This window comes from Pseudonocardia sp. NPDC049154, assembly GCF_040648315.1.
Classification (GTDB): domain Bacteria; phylum Actinomycetota; class Actinomycetes; order Mycobacteriales; family Pseudonocardiaceae; genus Pseudonocardia.
In genome coordinates, this window is sequence record NZ_JBEZDN010000166.1 from 1 (window position 1) to 15004 (window position 15004).

Here is a 15004-nt window from a genome sequence, read left to right on the forward strand (position 1 = left end):
CGGATCAGACCGACCCTGCACCCGCCCAGCCTGCCAGCCGGGCGAGATCAACACCCGAACCCACGCCGCGACCTTTTCAGCAGCCTCCTAGGCCGCGTGGTGCCGGGCGTGCATGTCGCCCTGCCGTCCTATCCACCTGCGCTCCAGCTCATCTGCCGCCACGAGGGCGACACGTGCAACACCTCCCCGACCCGGCTCGGCGCCCCCGAGCAGCGGGACGCCCCACCGAACCCGGCCCATCTCCACCCGGACGAGTTGGTCGACCACGGGTCTCCGGGAGGGCGACGAGGCGATCCTCGCCAACGAGGTCGGGAGCATCCGCGTCGTCGTGGCCGCGGATCCGCATCTCCGGCGCGGTGTGGTGTCCATGGCCTTCGGACACGGCGGTGGCGGGGACCGCGATGCCCCCCGCGTGGCCGGCAGCAGCCCGAGCCGTCTCGTCTCGGCGGACCGCTACTTCGACCGCTACACCGGCCAGCCCCGCATGACGGCGCTGCCGGTGAGCCTCACCCCGGTCGTCGCCGACACCAGAGAGTCGCGCTGAGGGGTGCTCGGGGTCCGTTCCGGCCGACGGCCCCGCCTCTCACGGACTTGTTGGACAGAACTCCACCCTGACAGTTGCGATCTGTCCAAGTTTGGGTTTACGGTCTGACCAAACATGACGGTGACCCACGTCTCGTGTCGATGCTGACGCCTGGAGCCTCGGTGTGGCCCTCGTCCAGCCCGGTACGGCGCGGTGCCGCACGCTCCCGGAAGGACACCATGAGCCTGGACATGCGTTTCGACTTTGCCGACCAGTCGGTCGTGATCGCCGGCGGCACGTCGGGCGTCGGCCTCGCCACCGCGGCGGCCTTCGCCGACAATGGCTGCCGCCGGCTCGTCCTCGTCGGCCGCAACGAGCAGCGCGGCAAGGCCGCGGTGGACTCGGTCCAGGCCGTCGCGGCGGACGCACAGGTCGAGTTCGTGTCGGCCGACCTGAACGAGCCCGAGGGTGCCCAGGCGGCCGCCGACGAGGCCGTGCGGCGGCTGGGCGGGATCGACGTGCTGGTGAACTCGACCGTCGCGCCGTACCAGCCCACGCTGCTGCACACGATGCCGCTCGCCGACCTGCGGTCGGTGCTGGTCGAACAGGCCGTCGGCTCGCTGCTGATGACCCGTGCGGTGCTGCCCGTGATGCGCGCCGCCGGCGCCGGCTCGATCATCAGCATCGCCAGCGACGCGGCGAAGGTCCCGACCCCGGGCGAGACCGGCATCGGGGCGGCCATGGCGGCCATCATCACGTTCTGCCGCACCCTCGCCATTGAGGCGAAGAACGACGGGATCCGGGTCAACGTGCTCACCCCGTCCCTGATCGTCAACACCGCGTCCTACGACCGCGCGATGGCCCAGGAGTTCAGCAAGAAGATCTTCGACCGGATCGTGGCGCGGGCCGGGCTGGGCCTGACCGAGCCGGACGACCTCGCCGCGACCGCCCTGTTCCTGGCCTCCCCGCTGTCCCGCCGGATCACCGGACAGGTCATCAGCGTGAACGGCGGGATCTCCGTTGCCTGAACGGACCTTGGTCCGCCGTCGCATCCGGGGCCCGGCGGACGTCGTCGAGATCGAGCGGCACTCCCCCGCGGAGCTGCGGCCCGCGGACACCATCCTGGGCTGTCTGCGCGCGGTCGCCGAAGAGGACCCGGGCCGGCAGGCCGTCCTGCTGATCGAGCCACCGGACCTGCTCACTCCCGCGCGGGTGCTCACCCGCGCCGAGCTCGTGGCGGGGATCGAGGACACGGCCAACCTCTTCCACGCCGTCGCGGGCGCGGACAGCGTGGTCGGGCTGCTGCTGCCGATGGTCCCGGAGGGCCTGATCGCTCTGTGGGGTGCGCAGACCGCGGGCACGGCGGTGCCGGTCAACCCCTTCCTGGAGACCGCTGCGCTGGCCGCGATCCTGAACCGGGCCGCGGCGACGACGCTCGTCACGACGGCCGAGATCCTGGTCGACAAGGGCGGCGCGGACGCGCTGCACCGGGCGATCCCGTCCCTGCGGCGCGTGGTCACCGTCGACGAATCTGGCTCGGACCGGGACCTCGCCGCGGCGGTGCGCCCGTTCGCGGGGCGTGGGCTTGCCTTCACCCCGGACGACGACCCCGACCGGGACGCCCTGGTCATGCCCACCGGCGGCACTACGGGCACCCCGAAGCTGGTGCGGATGTCGCAGGCGGGCCAGCTGACGGTCGCGTGGAACGTCGGCGGGCTCATGGGCAACGAGACCGACACGGTCACGCTGCACGGCATGCCGAACTTCCACTGCGGCGGTGCCGTCTCGCTCGGCCTGCGGACCCTGCTCTTCGGCGGCACGCTGCTCACGCTGACCCGCGAGGGCTTCCGCTCGACGCGTGCGGTCGCGCAGTTCTGGGACGTCGCGCGGCGGTACCGGGTGACGAGTCTGCTGAGCACGCCCACGACCGTCACCGCGTTGCTCCACGGGCAGGGCGGCTCGGAGGGATGCTGCATTCGCGACTTCCACGTGGGCGGCGCCCCGATCTCGACGGAGGTCCTCGAACGCTTCCACGACCGGTTCGGGATCTGGCTGCGCGAGAACTGGGGCATGACGGAGCTGCACGGCACCACCACCGGACACTTCGACGACGGTCGGCGGCCGCGGGTCGGCTCCGCCGGACGGCCCCTGCCCTTCGTCCGGGTCAAGGCCGTGGAGCTCGACGAGGACGGGCGGTGGACCCGGGACTGCGCCGTCGGGGAGCGCGGGGTCCTGCTGACCGGCACCCCGACCGCGATGGCGGGGTACCTCGATCCCGCGCTCGACGCCGACTACTTCCCGAGCGGTGTCCCGGCGGACCTCCCGGCCGGGTGGCGGTGGGGCAACACCGGCGACCTGGGCTCGGTCGACGAGGACGGCTACGTGTGGATCTTCGGCCGCGCGAAGGACCTGATCATCCGCGGTGGGCACAACATCGATCCGAGGGAGATCGAGGACGCCCTGGTCCGCCATGCCGACGTCCACCTCGCCGCCGCGGTGGGGCGGCCGGACCGGTCGAAGGGCGAGCTCCCGATGGCCTTCGTCCAGCTGCGCGAGGGCGCTTCGGCCACGCCTGCGGAGCTGCTGGACCACTGCCGGGCCCACATCGGCGAGCGGGCCGCCGTACCGGTCGAGATCGTCGTGCTCGACCGGCTGCCGACGACCCCGGTCGGCAAGATTGCCAAGCCCGCGCTCCGCACGCGCGCGCTGTTGGCCGAGATCGGTCGCCTCGCGGGCGAACATGCCCCCGGCGGCGACGTCCGGCTCGACGAGAGCGGCCCCCGACCGCGGGCCGTCGTCACCGTGGCGGACGCCGGAACCGCGGACGCACTCCGGGCCTCCCTGGCCGGCTACCCCTTCGAGGTCTCGCTCGTCGTCGCCCGACCGGGGCACACCGCCCCCGCACCGTGAAATCCCTGACCACCCCACCCGAACTCTGGAGTCGATGATGTCCTTGTCGACCGGGCTGTCCTCGTGGACCGCGACCGGAAACGCCGACGAGCTCTGGGAGATGACGCTCGGCGACCTCCTCCGCAAGTGCGCGGCCGACCATCCCGACCGCGTCGCGCTGGTCGACGCCGACCCCGACCCGGCGCGCAGGCGCACGTGGACCTACGCCGAGCTGCTCGCGGCCGCCGAGCGAGTCGCCCAGGCGCTGCTGGCCCGGTTCTCTCCCGGCGAGCGGCTCGCGATCTGGGCCCCCAACTGCGCGGAGTGGGTGCTGCTGCAGCAGGGGGCGAGCCTCGCGGGCCTCATCCTCGTGACCGTCAACCCGGCGAACCGGCGCATGGAGCTCGAGTACGTCCTGCAGCGCTCCGGCGCCGCGGGCATCGTGCACGCTCCCGAATACCGGGGTGTCGACCTGACGGCCACGGTGCGCGAGGCCCGCGCCGCCACACCGGACCTGCGCGAGGCCATCAGCTTCGCTGACTGGGACGAGTTCCTCGCCTCGGCGAGCGGCGAGCACGAGCTGCCCGACGTGCGCCCGGAGGACCCCGCCCAGATCCAGTACACCTCGGGCACCACGGGCTTCCCGAAGGGAGCGCTCCTGCACCACCGTGGGGTCCTGAACGCCTCGCGGCTGGTCGCGCGCGGGGCCGGCGCGACCGACGGCGCCGTGTGGGTGAACGCGATGCCGATGTTCCACATCGGCGGCGGCGCGCTCACCGAGATCGGCACCTTCTCCGTCGCGGGCACCTACGTCCTCATGCCCGGCTTCGACGCCGGCCTTCTCCTCGAGCTGGTGGAGACCTACCGCGGCACGATCACCCTGCTGGTCCCCACCATGCTCACGGCCGTGCTCGGGCACCCCGATCTCCCGAACCGGGACCTGAGCAGCCTGCAGACGGTCATGTCGGGGGCCTCGTTCGTGCCCGCCGAGCTCGTGGTCCGGACGAAGACGGCGCTCGGCTGTCGGTTCACGATCGTCTTCGGACAGACCGAGCTGCACGGCGTCATCACCCAGACCGCGCTCGACGACTCCCCCGAGGACCAGTCGAGCACCATCGGCAGGCCGTTGCCGCTGGTGGATGTCCGCATCGTCGACCCGGCGACCGGCGAGGTGGTCCCGATCGGGACGCGCGGGGAGATCTGCGCACGGGGCTACCAGACGATGGTGGGGTACTTCGAGCAGCCCGAGGAGACCGCCGACGTGTTCGACGACGGCTGGTTGCACTCCGGCGACCTCGGGACCATGGACGCGCGCGGGTACCTGACGATCACCGGCCGTCTGAAGGACATGATCATCCGCGGCGGAGAGAACATCTACCCGCGCGAGGTCGAGGACACGCTCGCCTCGCACCCGGGCGTGGCGGACGTCGCTGTCATCGGGGTGCCGGACGCCCACTGGGGCGAGCAGGTGGGGGCCGTCGTGGTCCCCACCGACCCGACCGCACCGCCGTCGGCCGAGGAGCTGAAGGCCTTCTGCCGGGAGCGGATCACCGGATTCAAGGCCCCGAGCCACTGGTACTTCGTGGACACCCTGCCCACGACACCGACCGGGAAGATCCAGAAGTTCGTGCTGCGGGACCGGATCGACAGTGGCGAGCTCCACGGCGTCGTCACCGCCTCATCGAAGGAGAAGTCGTGACCAGCCCCCTGAGCACTCGCTACACCCGGCTCATCGGCATCGAGCACCCGGTGGTCCAGGAGGGCCTCGGCCCCTTCCGCACCCCGAAGATCGCCGCGGCGGTCTCGCAGGCGGGCGGGCTCGGCACGGTGAGCATGCCGGGGATGCCCGAGGACCTCCGCGAAGGCGCCCGAACCTTCCGGGCGCACATCGAGGAGTGCGCGTCGCTGACCGACCGGCCGTTCGCGGTGAACATCCCGGTCGGCGTCGACGCCTCGGGCGAGGTCGTCGAGTTCACCGACGTCTACGTCCGCGAGGTGCTCGCCGCGCGCGAGGCGGACGCCGGGCTCGCCGCCCAGCTGACGGTGCTCACCACCTCGGCCGGCTTTCCCGGGCCATACATCGGGATGATCAAGGACGCCGGCATGGTGCACCAGCACAAGGTCGGCTCGACCCGGCAGGCCGTGAAGTCCGCGGAGGCGGGGGTGGACGTCGTCCTCGCCGCGGGCTTCGAGATGGGCGGGCACGCACCGGCCAGCCGCATGCACACGTTCGTGCTCGTCCCGTCGATCACCGAGGCCGTCGACGTGCCGGTACTGCTCACCGGCGGCGCGCGGGACGGCCGCACGCTCGCGGCGGCGCTGGCCATGGGCGCGGACGGCGTGGCCCTGGGCACCCGGTTCATCCTGTCCACCGACAACACGGACTGGCACCCCCGCTACCTCGAGGCTCTGCTCGCCGCCCGGGAGGGCGACGACGTCGCGTTCGACGGCGTCTACGGTCCGTGCCGAGGCCTGCGCAACGAGGCCTCCACCGCCCTGCTGGAGGGGCCGGCCGACCCGGGCGCGGACCCGACCGAGCTGGTCCGTCACAAGATCGAGTCCATGCAGCGGGCCCAGACCGAGGGCGACACCGAGCACAGCCTGGTGATGACCGGCCAGGTCGCGAGCGCGATCACCGAGCTGATCACCATCGCGGAGTTCGTCCCAGGCATGGCCGCTGAGGCACGCAAGGTCCTCGACGGGCTCACGTCCAGGAACTGAGCCCCTCCGCCACCCTCCATGATCCGAAGGAGTGTCATGACGAGAACCGTCGACGCGGTCCACGACGACCGTCCGGCCGAGGCACGGCCGATGGAGGCGAACCTGCGAGCGATCCTCGACGAACGGGGCCGACGCCGCGAGCGCGGTCCCGGCGACCGCACCGGCCTCACCCCGACCACGGCGACCGAGCGGCTCATCGCGTTCCTCTGCACGCAGCTCCACGGCGCCTTCGAGGTCGCCGACGTGCGGCAGTTGTCCGGGGGCGGCGCCAACGAGGGATATGCCTTCACCCTGGTGTACGGGGGTGAACGGGAACGGCTCGTCCTGCGGATCAAGTCGCACGGCGCGTGCTGCGAGACCGACGTCGAGCGCGAGTTCTCGATGCTCGGTGCGGTCCGTTCGATCCTGCCCGTCCCCGAACCGCGATGGCTGACCCTCGACCCGGAGCACTTCGGCGCGCCCGCCATGGTCACCGAGTTCGTCTCGGGTGTGCCCGCGCCGACGGACGCGGTGCCGCTCGCCACCGGCCTGGGCACCGTCTACGGGCCCCGACTCGCCGCAGAGCTGGCCCCGCAGTTCGTCGGCCACCTCGCCGCGCTCCACCGCCCGCCGGGACCGCGCCCCAGCCCCACCGGGCCGGGCTCACCGTCGAGGAGGTGCACTCCCGGCTCGACGCCTTCCTGCGCACCCGGCTGAGCGGGTCGTTCTCGCTCACCGGCGTCACCCAGATGTCCGGCGGCGGCGCCAACGAGTGCTTCTCCTTCCGGCTCGACCAGGGCTCGGGCCCCGAGCGGCTGGTGCTGCGGATCAAGTCGCACGGGGCCTGCTGCGAGACCGAGGTCGAGCGGGAGTTCTCCGCGCTCGGCGCGGTCCGCGGGGTGCTGCCGGTGCCGGAGCCCCGGTGGCTCTGCCTCGATCCCGATGTGTTCGGCTCCCCCGCCATGGTCACCGGGTTCGTCGGCGGCGTCACCGCCCCGACCGGTGGCGCCCCGTTGGCCACCGGCCTGGGCACGGTCTACGGGCCTCGGCTCTCCGCCGAGCTCGCGCCCCAGTTCGTGGCACACCTCGCCCGGCTGCACGCCCACGACTTCTCCGGGGCGAGCCTGCCCGGGCTCGACATGCCCGCCGCCGGCAGGACCGAGGCGATCGACTGGCGGCTCGCGTTCTGGGACCGCGTCTGGGACGAGGACGCCTACGAGCCGCACCCGGCGGTCGCGATGACGCGCGAGTGGCTGTGGCGCCACCGCCCCGTCGTCGACCGCGTCTCGCTGCTCCACGGCGACTACCGCAACGGCAACTTCCTGTTCGACGAGACCACCGGCACGATCGAGGCCGTCATCGACTGGGAGCTCTGCTACCTCGGCGACCGCCACTCCGACCTGGCCTACGCCATGCTCCCCGCCTGGGGCTCACCCGGCGAGTCCGGCGAGTTCCTCTGCTCGGGCCTCGTGGAGCAGGAGCGGTTCCTCGCCGACTACGAGCGGCTCTCCGGGCTGCCGGTCGACCGCGAGCGCCTGACCTACTACCGGGTCTACGCCCTGTACTGGTCGGTGATCTCGCTGATCGCCACCGCACCCCGCAACGCCGAGCTGCGGATGACGCAGCTGGACGTGATGTACGACTTCATCTACCCCGGGGTTGGGCGCGCGCTTCTGCGCCGAGCTCACCGCCCTGGTGCAGGAGGACTGAGCCGTGATCCCCACCGTGACCCGACAGCTCCTATCCATCCGGCGCAGGCTGCTCGAGACCGTGCTGCCCGAGCTCCCCGCCGACGCGGACTTCGCCCGCGAGCAGGCGATGCTGATCTCGGCGGCCCTCGAGCACCTCGCCGCGAACCACGAGCACGAGTACCGCTACGCCGTCGTCGAGAACGACGACTACCGGCGGGCCCTGCGCGAGCTGGACCGGACCGGCGTCGGGAGCGCCGAGGTCACCCGGCTGCTCGCCGAACCGCGGCCGCGCCCGGACGACGGGGCGCTGCCGCTGGCCGCCGTCACCGAACAGACGACGCGGATGAAGCGGGCGCTCGTGGCGCTGGCCCAGGACCCGCGTGGCGCGGCCGGGCGCCATCTCGCCGCGCTGGCCGAACGCCAGGTCGAGCGGGAGGGCTCGTGGTTCCGCGCCGTCGGGTTCACCGCGGAATCGCCGCCGATCGCGCAGACCCTGACCGGGGCGGGCTCGTGACCGCACACCGCGACCTGTTCGTGGACGGGGCGTGGCAGCCGCTCGGCACGACCGAGCGGGTCGACGTCCGCGAGGCCGCCACGGAGGAGCACATCGGCTCGGTCGGCGTGGCCGGGGCGGCCGGCGTGGACCGGGCGGTGCGCTCGGCCCACGCCGCCCTGCGCCACGGCACCTGGTCCCGCCGCACGCCCGCCGAGCGCGCGGCGGTCCTCGACCCCATTGCCGACGAGCTGGAGCGCCGCGGCGAGGCCACCGCCACGCTGGTCAGCAGGCAGAACGGCACACCGGTCACCCGCCAGGCGAACGGCGTCGGTCCCGCCGCGACCTTCCGCCGCTACGCCCGGCTCGTCGCCGAGCGGGACCCCGAGGAGCTGCGGCCCAGCCCGTCGGGCGCCACGCTGGTGCGGCGGGAGCCGGTCGGGGTGGTCGCCGCGATCACCCCGTGGAACTTCCCGCAGTCGCTGGCCGCCATGAAGCTCGCACCCGCCCTCGCAATGGGGTGCTCGGTGGTGCTCAAGCCCGCGCTGGAGACGACGCTCGACGCGGCCGTGTTCGCCGAGGCGGCCACGGCGGCCGGACTCCCCGACGGGGTCCTGACCATCCTGCCCGGCGACGCCGCGACGGGCGCGGCGCTGGTCGAGCACCCGCTCGTCGACAAGGTCGCCTTCACCGGGTCGACCGCCGCGGGCCGGGCCATCGGCGCCCGGTGCGGCCACCGCATCCGCGCGTGCACGCTGAAGCTCGGCGGCAAGTTCCCCGACGCCAGGGGGCCGCAGCGTGCGCAGCCTCGCTCATGCCCGCACCGGCCCCGCGGCCGTGACCACCGCCGCGTCCACCGCCGCGTCCACCGCCGCGTCCACCGCCGCGTCCAAGGGAGACAAGTCCAGGTGGCGCCACCTCGCGGACGTCGCGGAGCAGCCGATCGGGGGGGTGGGCAGGACGACAGCGGCCCGCGTCGCCCCGAGCGCCTCGCTCAGGTCGTCGACGGCTGCGATGGAGAGGTGGTTGGTGGGCTTGTCGAGCGGCAGGACGTGCGGACGTGCCGCCAGCACGAGTGCGAGATCGAGGCGGCGTTGCTGCCCCGTGGACAGCTTCCCGACCCGCTTGGCCGCCTCGTGAGGCCGCAGGAGGCCGAGCTGGGACAACCCGACCGCCTCCCTCCGACGAGGACAGCCTGCCCTCTGACACGAGCGAACCGAGGTGGTCGGAGAACACCTCGCTCGCCCGTCCGGCGGCAGGTCGGCTCTCCTGGCGGCGGCGGAAGCCGATGCGGGTGCCACCGGAGGTCCGGACCGACCCGGTGTTCGGCAGCAGGTCACCGGGGGCGATGTGCAGCAGCGTCGGCTTCCCCGCGCCGTTCGAGCCGGTGACGATGAGCCGGTCGCGGTGCGAAAGGACGAACGACACCGGGCCCGCGAGCCGCGTTGGGATCGGCGGGCGATCGAGTCGAGGTCCTCCACGACGACCAGGCTCCGCGCCCGGCGGTCGCGGAATGTTGACGCAGTCAACGTCCGGTCGACCGGCCTGCCAGCGCGCGGGGTCGCAGCCGCAACCGGTGCGGGTACTCCTTGACCGCGTGCGGGCGAGGCCGACCGCACGGGCCGGGGTGAACAGCACCGCGCCGCCGTCACCGTCGAGATGCCCGGCGGCCATCAACGTTCCCAGCGCCAAGTCACCGTTCGGGTGGGCGCCGCGCCAGCGCGCGACCTCGACTCAAAGCCGTGCGACCTCGCCGACGAGGCCGGCCGTCGGGCGCCCCGATGCCGGAGAACGGTCGGAGCGCGAACACGGCCTCCACCGGCACCTCGATGTACTCCGCGGTGCGCAGGGCGAGATGCAGGCTGGGACAGTACTCGCCGCGCTCGAGGGCCCCCCAGCAGTGGTAGTGCACTCCGAACGCACCGGCGAACTCGCGCTGGGAGATGTCGCGCGAAGCAGACTCCCGGCGCGGCCGTGCGTTTCGGCAGCCCGTCGCAACGCCTCGTCGTTAACCGGCCTCGTCGTTAACGCGTTTCGCACGTCCTCGCGACGTCGATGGACTCCGGCGCTGACCGTCCCGACCGTCTTGGCTGTGCGCGGGCGAGGCGGTGCGGATCGCGCGTTCGACCACGGCCGCAGCGAGGGCCCGCACGGCGTCGATCTCCGCCGGTACGGCGCCTGTCGCCGCGCTGATGAAGGCGTCGCCGTCATACCGGGTGTGCGCCGGGGTGATCGCACGGGCGAGCCCGTCGTGCGCGCCCTGGGCGACGATCAGGCAGCCGAGTTTGTCGAGCCGGGCGTTGGTCGCGATCACGCCGATGGTCGTGTGGCCGAACAGCGCCCGGGGACCGAGCTCCTGGCCGGCCGCCAGGTCGGTGGCTAGGCGGTCGAGGCCGCGGCCGTCGACGTCGATGTCGCCGTATCCGTTGACCGCGACGAGGGCGCCGACCACGAGCTCGCCGTGGCGGGCCGTCGCAGCCCGGATACCGCCGGGCCCTGCTGCAGCGGCACCGTGCCGGTGTCCGACCCGGGCGCCCGTCCCAGCGCCGACTGGGCCGAGGCCGGCTGGTTCGTCGCGTTCGGCGGCGACTGCTGCGGCGTAGCCGGCCTCGGCGTTCGGCCGGGTGCGCGGGTCGCCCACGCCGAGGTCGAACAGCGCGAGGCCGGGGACGATCGGCACTGGCCCGCCGGGGGTCGGCACGCCGCGGCCGCGTTCCTCGCAGAACCGCAGGACGCCATCGACGGCGGCCAGGCCGTACGCGGACCCGCCGGTGAGGACCGCGGCGTCGATGTGCGCGACCGTGGCCTCGGGTGCGAGGACGGCGAGCTCCCTCGAGGCGGGCGCGCCACCACGCACCTCGGCCGCGGCGACAGTCCCCGGCGGGAACAGGACGACCGTGCAGCCTGTCTGCGCCTGCGGGTCGGTCGAGTGCCCCACCTGCACCCCGGGGAGGTCGGTCAGCACGGCGCGGCCCCGTCGTCGGCGGCGGCCAGGCCGAGCAGCTCGGGCCGGCGGGCGAGGCGGCGCCAATGCGCATCCGGTGCGGGCACGAGACGCCGATCGTCGAGATCGAGCAGCCCACCGACGCTGCTGATCTCGGCGACCAGTTCCCCGTCGTCGACCCGGTGCAGCTGCTGGAACACCCGTCCGGCCCGGCCGCCAGTCCAGAGGAAGACGCAGGAGACGTCCACCTCGTGCCCCATGCGCAGCTCACGAACGAAGCGAACCGTGGTCTCCAGCGTCACCGGCGCCAGCCGTGCGCGGCGTAGCTCACCCAGGTCGATCCCGGCGGCTTGCAGGAGCTTCCACCGCACGTGGTCGCCGTACTGCAGGTAGACCGCAGTCGTGACGTGTCCCTGAGCGTCCAGCTCGTAGGCACGCACCCCGATCCGGACGCGGAACGGGGTCGCGAGATCCGCCGCGGTTGTCATGCCGCCCCGATCGGCGGGTGGGACGCGACGGCCCGGGTGAACATGTCGATCACGAACTCGAGGTGGCGGAGATAGCGGTCGCCCGTCGGGTCCACGGTGATCTGCTGGTCGACGAGGCCCTTCACCAATGCCGTGAGAACGTCGACGTGTGCCCGGTCGTTCACCCCCGCCCGCTGCAAAGCCCGCCGCCACGCGCCGAAGGTCTCCCGCGCCAGCGCCGCCGCCGAGTCGGACGGGACGAACCCGGGCACCGTGCGCTGCGTCATCAGCTGGTAGCGAGGCGGATTCTCCACGCAGAACGCCGCGAAGCTGCGGGCAGCGGACGGCACGTCCAGCGGACCCGCCTCCGCGAGCCGCCGCCGGAAGTCCTCGTGGCCGCGTGCGTACAGGGCGTCGTACAGGGAGTTCTTGCTCGGGAAATACCAGGCCAGCGACTGCGGGCGCATCTGCAGCCGCCCAGCGAGATGGCGCAGGGACAGCCCGGCCAGGCCGTCCTGCGCCGCCAGCACCCACGCGGCTTCGAGGATCTCCTCGACGGTCGCTGCGCGCCGACGCTGCACCCTGTTGACGACAGTTTCCTCTGCCATGAACAGGGAGGCTAGCGCCGGCCCGACCACCCGTCAACACGCGGCGAGGCGCAGGCATCGCTGGGCACTGACGCGTCGCCAAGCGGAACCGCGCCGACCGAGACCGACGACCAGCAGAGGGGTTCGAGATCGTCTGACCAGTCCAGTTTCAGGGATCCGTTGAACACCCACGTCTCCAGATGAGCACCGGAACCCGCGCGCTGGTCCCAACTGATGACGTAGTCGCCTACCGCGGGGTGTCGACATCACGTCCGTAGCAGCTCTGCCATGTGGGTGAGGCGAGCCGCCCCGCGGCGTCGTGGCCTGCTCCGTTAAGCGCCTCGGCGCGTGCTCTAAGACGTCATTTCAGAAGTGGTGGGCCCGGTCCTGGTGTCGGCGGGGCTGACAGCATCGGGGCATGCCCGCGCCTCGTGTGTCTGCGAAGACGAAGATCTTCGAGCTGGAGATCGTCCTGGCCGGGGTGGCGCCGCCGGTCCGGCGTCGGGTGCAGGTGCCCGGCGAGATCGACTTGTCGGTGTTGCACGAGGTGGTGCAGTCGGTGATGGGCTGGACGAACTCGCATCTGCACGAGTTCGAGATCGCCGGGCGCCGCTACGGGATCCCGGACCCGGACTGGCCTTCCCAGCATGTCACCGATGAGTCCAGGGCCAAGCTGTTCCGGCTGGTCAAGCTGGGCGACCGGTTCGGCTACGTCTACGACTTCGGCGACAACTGGGCTCATGAGCTCACTGTGGAGAAGGTCCTCGCCGCCGAGGCGGGGGTGCGCTACCCGCGTTGCGTGTCTGGGCAGGGGGCGTGTCCGCCCGAGGATGTCGGCGGGGTCTGGGGGTATGAGGAGTTCGCGGCCGTCATGGCCGACCCCGCCCATCCCGACCACGCTGAGCGCCTCGAGTGGGCGGGCGGGCCGTTCGATCCGCACCGCTTCGAGCCCGCTGAGGCTGACCGGGCCCTGGAGTGGCTGGCCTGGCGACCGCTGGCCTCGTCCGGCGCGTCCTCGACTTCGTAGACGGCACCGGGGCGAGCATCCGGGGCGAGCACCGGGGCCGATCGTCACGCCGGTTTCGGCCGGTGTCCGGCGAGGCGGCGGTGGCAGATCAGGGCACAGGCCAGCGACAACAGGGCGGTGATCGTCGCTTCGGCGCGGTCGTAGCGCAGGGCGAGACGGCGGAAGTCCAGCAGCCAGGACATGGTGCGCTCGACGACCCAGCGGACCCGCCCGAGCCGGGTGGAGTCCTCGATCCCGCGCCGCGCGATGCGCACCCCGATCCCGCGCTTGCTCAGGTAGCGGCGGCAGCGGGGATAGTCGTAGCCCTTGTCGGCGTGCAGCTTGTCCGGCCGCCTGCGCGGACGCCCCGGCCGTCCGGCGTGTTCACGGACGCCGGGGTTGGTGTCGCACAGCGGGGCGAGCATCCGACTGTCGTGGGTGTTCGCCCCGGTGACCACGGCGTGCAGCGGCAGCCCGCCTCGGTCGCAGAGCACGTGGTACTTACTGCCGGCCTTGCCGCGGTCGGTCGGCGAGGGCCCGGTGGCCTCCCCGCGGCGTTTGGCCCGCACGCTCACGCTGTCCACCGCGGCGCGCGACCAGTCCAGCAGGCCCTGCTGGGCGAGGCGGTCGAGCATCACCCGGTGCAGCTGCTGCCACACTCCGGCCTCCTGCCACTGCTGCAGCCGCCGCCAGCAGGTCACCCCGGACCCGCAGCCGAGCTCGGCGGGTAGGGCGTTCCAGCTGATCCCGGTCTTGAGCACGAACACGATCCCGGCCAGCGCGGCCCGGTCCGCGACCCGCGGCCGGCCCGTCCGCCCCCGCTTCGGTTTGGGCGGCTTCGGTAGCAGCGGCTCCACCAAGGCCCACAGCTCGTCGCTGACCAATCGCTCGACACAAGATCGCCTCGCCATCGCCAAACATGATCAGCAACCAGCGTGGCTCCACACAGGACCAACACGCCGACCTCTGAAACGACGTCTAAGACGAACCCAGGCGGCCGCGCGAGCGGGGTCGACGAGTCAACCGAACCCTGGGCAGTCCCCTCATCTCAGGCTCGACGACTACTGGCGCAACCGTGCCCTTGTCAGCCTGGCCGACACCGCGCATCTGGAGCGGCTAGCCGGGTAGGCAAGCTACCGCCGTACGGGCGGGACGGGGGCCGAAAGTTGGGCACGTAGCGGGCACAGTTGGGTGGGGTCGGGGTGGGTGCCTGAGCGCTACTGCGAGTACCGCGAAGGGGTCGCGCTGCTCCGCGCTGCCGCGGCGCCTCGTTACTCGACGGGCCCAGCGTGATCGTTAGTCGCTCCGGTCTTTGGGCGCGGCGGCCAGGCGGGCGCGCAGCTCGCGGATCTCGTGGTCGGCGGCGCCGAGTTGGCGGTGCAGCGCGGCGAGCTGTCCGGCGTGCTCGGCGGCCTGCTGGTGGGCGGCCGCAGTGAGCTCGGCGCGCTGCTGCTCGAGCGCGGCGTGGTGTCGGGCGCGGGCGTCGTCGGCCGTCGTAGCGGCGTCGCGGCGTAGCCGCTCCAGCTCGGCGGCGTGCTCGGCGTGGGCGGCGGCCAGGGCGTCGTCGCGGGCGGCCAGCTCGGCCCGGTGCGCCTCGACCAGGTCGCGGGTCCGGGCGTGCTCCTCGTCCAGCGCGGTCTGGTGGCGTGCGGGGCGGCATCCAGGCCGGCGAGCCGGTCGCGCAGGTCGCCGACCTGGGCGGCG

Annotated in this window: 14 protein-coding genes and 3 pseudogenes; 10 read left to right on the plus strand and 7 right to left on the minus strand. The window is 72.8% G+C overall.

Annotated features, from left to right (window positions below):
• The first annotated feature begins 112 nt into the window (after nt 1-112).
• From AB0B41_RS39555 to AB0B41_RS39595, 9 genes and pseudogenes are all read left to right on the plus strand, one after another.
• Nucleotides 113-544 carry a molybdopterin dinucleotide binding domain-containing protein gene (locus AB0B41_RS39555; RefSeq protein WP_358212166.1) on the plus strand — a complete coding sequence of 144 codons (432 nt, stop codon included), beginning with the start codon at nt 113-115 and terminating at the stop codon, nt 542-544.
• A 218-nt stretch (nt 545-762) separates the two neighbouring features.
• Nucleotides 763-1551: an SDR family oxidoreductase gene (locus AB0B41_RS39560; protein WP_358212167.1), complete on the plus strand. Its 789-nt coding sequence runs from the start codon at nt 763-765 to the stop codon at nt 1549-1551.
• Entirely contained in the window at nt 1544-3433 is a 1890-nt protein-coding gene (locus AB0B41_RS39565) for an AMP-binding protein (protein ID WP_358212168.1), read from the plus strand. The genes AB0B41_RS39560 and AB0B41_RS39565 overlap by 8 nt, the downstream gene beginning before the upstream one ends.
• 37 nt (nt 3434-3470) lie before the next feature.
• On the plus strand, nt 3471-5111 hold the full coding sequence (locus AB0B41_RS39570; RefSeq protein ID WP_358212169.1) for an AMP-binding protein: 1641 nt from the start codon (nt 3471-3473) through the stop codon (nt 5109-5111).
• Entirely contained in the window at nt 5108-6133 is a 1026-nt protein-coding gene (locus tag AB0B41_RS39575; protein ID WP_358212170.1) for a nitronate monooxygenase, read from the plus strand. Before AB0B41_RS39570 ends, AB0B41_RS39575 begins: the two co-directional genes overlap by 4 nt.
• Nucleotides 6134-6169: 36 nt before the next feature.
• Nucleotides 6170-6829: a phosphotransferase gene (locus AB0B41_RS39580; protein WP_358212171.1), complete on the plus strand. Its 660-nt coding sequence runs from the start codon at nt 6170-6172 to the stop codon at nt 6827-6829.
• A gap of 32 nt (nt 6830-6861) precedes the next feature.
• Nucleotides 6862-7542 (plus strand): annotated as a pseudogene (locus tag AB0B41_RS39585) (phosphotransferase family protein); the annotation flags it as partial.
• 283 nt (nt 7543-7825) lie between these two features.
• Nucleotides 7826-8317 (plus strand): hypothetical protein, encoded by a 492-nt coding sequence (locus tag AB0B41_RS39590; protein ID WP_358212179.1) that lies wholly within the window; start codon nt 7826-7828, stop codon nt 8315-8317.
• A gap of 62 nt (nt 8318-8379) precedes the next feature.
• Nucleotides 8380-9057: pseudogene (locus AB0B41_RS39595) on the plus strand (aldehyde dehydrogenase family protein); the annotation flags it as partial.
• A gap of 51 nt (nt 9058-9108) precedes the next feature.
• Here AB0B41_RS39595 and AB0B41_RS39600 read toward each other — a convergent pair.
• The 5 genes and pseudogenes from AB0B41_RS39600 to AB0B41_RS39620 all read right to left on the minus strand — a co-directional run bounded on the left by AB0B41_RS39600 (nt 9109) and on the right by AB0B41_RS39620 (nt 12315).
• Complete coding sequence (locus AB0B41_RS39600) at nt 9109-9948, minus strand: ATP-binding cassette domain-containing protein (RefSeq protein ID WP_358212178.1); 840 nt, start codon at nt 9946-9948, stop codon at nt 9109-9111.
• A gap of 125 nt (nt 9949-10073) precedes the next feature.
• Nucleotides 10074-10241: pseudogene (locus AB0B41_RS39605) on the minus strand (transcriptional regulator); the annotation flags it as partial.
• 63 nt (nt 10242-10304) lie between these two features.
• Nucleotides 10305-11261: a P1 family peptidase gene (locus tag AB0B41_RS39610; RefSeq protein ID WP_358212172.1), complete on the minus strand. Its 957-nt coding sequence runs from the start codon at nt 11259-11261 to the stop codon at nt 10305-10307.
• Nucleotides 11255-11728, minus strand: coding sequence for a thioesterase family protein (locus tag AB0B41_RS39615; RefSeq protein WP_358212173.1), 474 nt, complete (start codon nt 11726-11728; stop codon nt 11255-11257). Before AB0B41_RS39615 ends, AB0B41_RS39610 begins: the two co-directional genes overlap by 7 nt.
• Entirely contained in the window at nt 11725-12315 is a 591-nt protein-coding gene (locus AB0B41_RS39620) for a TetR/AcrR family transcriptional regulator (RefSeq protein WP_358212174.1), read from the minus strand. Before AB0B41_RS39620 ends, AB0B41_RS39615 begins: the two co-directional genes overlap by 4 nt.
• 397 nt (nt 12316-12712) lie before the next feature.
• Here AB0B41_RS39620 and AB0B41_RS39625 point away from each other — a divergent pair, with 397 nt between their 5' ends.
• Nucleotides 12713-13321, plus strand: coding sequence for a plasmid pRiA4b ORF-3 family protein (locus AB0B41_RS39625; RefSeq protein ID WP_358212175.1), 609 nt, complete (start codon nt 12713-12715; stop codon nt 13319-13321).
• A gap of 44 nt (nt 13322-13365) precedes the next feature.
• Here AB0B41_RS39625 and AB0B41_RS39630 read toward each other — a convergent pair whose 3' ends face one another.
• A complete protein-coding gene (locus tag AB0B41_RS39630) occupies nt 13366-14211 on the minus strand; it encodes an IS5 family transposase (protein ID WP_358212176.1) in 846 nt (281 codons plus the stop codon).
• 385 nt (nt 14212-14596) lie between these two features.
• A partial coding sequence (locus AB0B41_RS39635; RefSeq protein WP_358212177.1) for a hypothetical protein occupies nt 14597-15004 on the minus strand: 408 nt, incomplete at its 5' end.

What these genes read in the sequence shown, in the direction of transcription:
- AB0B41_RS39555 (WP_358212166.1), top strand. Translation starts at nt 113, where the DNA reads ATGTCGCCCTGCCGTCCTATCCACCTGCGCTCCAGCTCATCTGCCGCC.
- AB0B41_RS39560 (WP_358212167.1), top strand. Translation starts at nt 763, where the DNA reads ATGAGCCTGGACATGCGTTTCGACTTTGCCGACCAGTCGGTCGTGATC.
- AB0B41_RS39570 (WP_358212169.1), top strand. Translation starts at nt 3,471, where the DNA reads ATGTCCTTGTCGACCGGGCTGTCCTCGTGGACCGCGACCGGAAACGCC.
- AB0B41_RS39580 (WP_358212171.1), top strand. Translation starts at nt 6,170, where the DNA reads ATGACGAGAACCGTCGACGCGGTCCACGACGACCGTCCGGCCGAGGCA.
- AB0B41_RS39615 (WP_358212173.1), bottom strand. Translation starts at nt 11,728, where the DNA reads ATGACAACCGCGGCGGATCTCGCGACCCCGTTCCGCGTCCGGATCGGG.
- AB0B41_RS39620 (WP_358212174.1), bottom strand. Translation starts at nt 12,315, where the DNA reads ATGGCAGAGGAAACTGTCGTCAACAGGGTGCAGCGTCGGCGCGCAGCG.
- AB0B41_RS39625 (WP_358212175.1), top strand. Translation starts at nt 12,713, where the DNA reads ATGCCCGCGCCTCGTGTGTCTGCGAAGACGAAGATCTTCGAGCTGGAG.
- AB0B41_RS39630 (WP_358212176.1), bottom strand. Translation starts at nt 14,211, where the DNA reads ATGGCGAGGCGATCTTGTGTCGAGCGATTGGTCAGCGACGAGCTGTGG.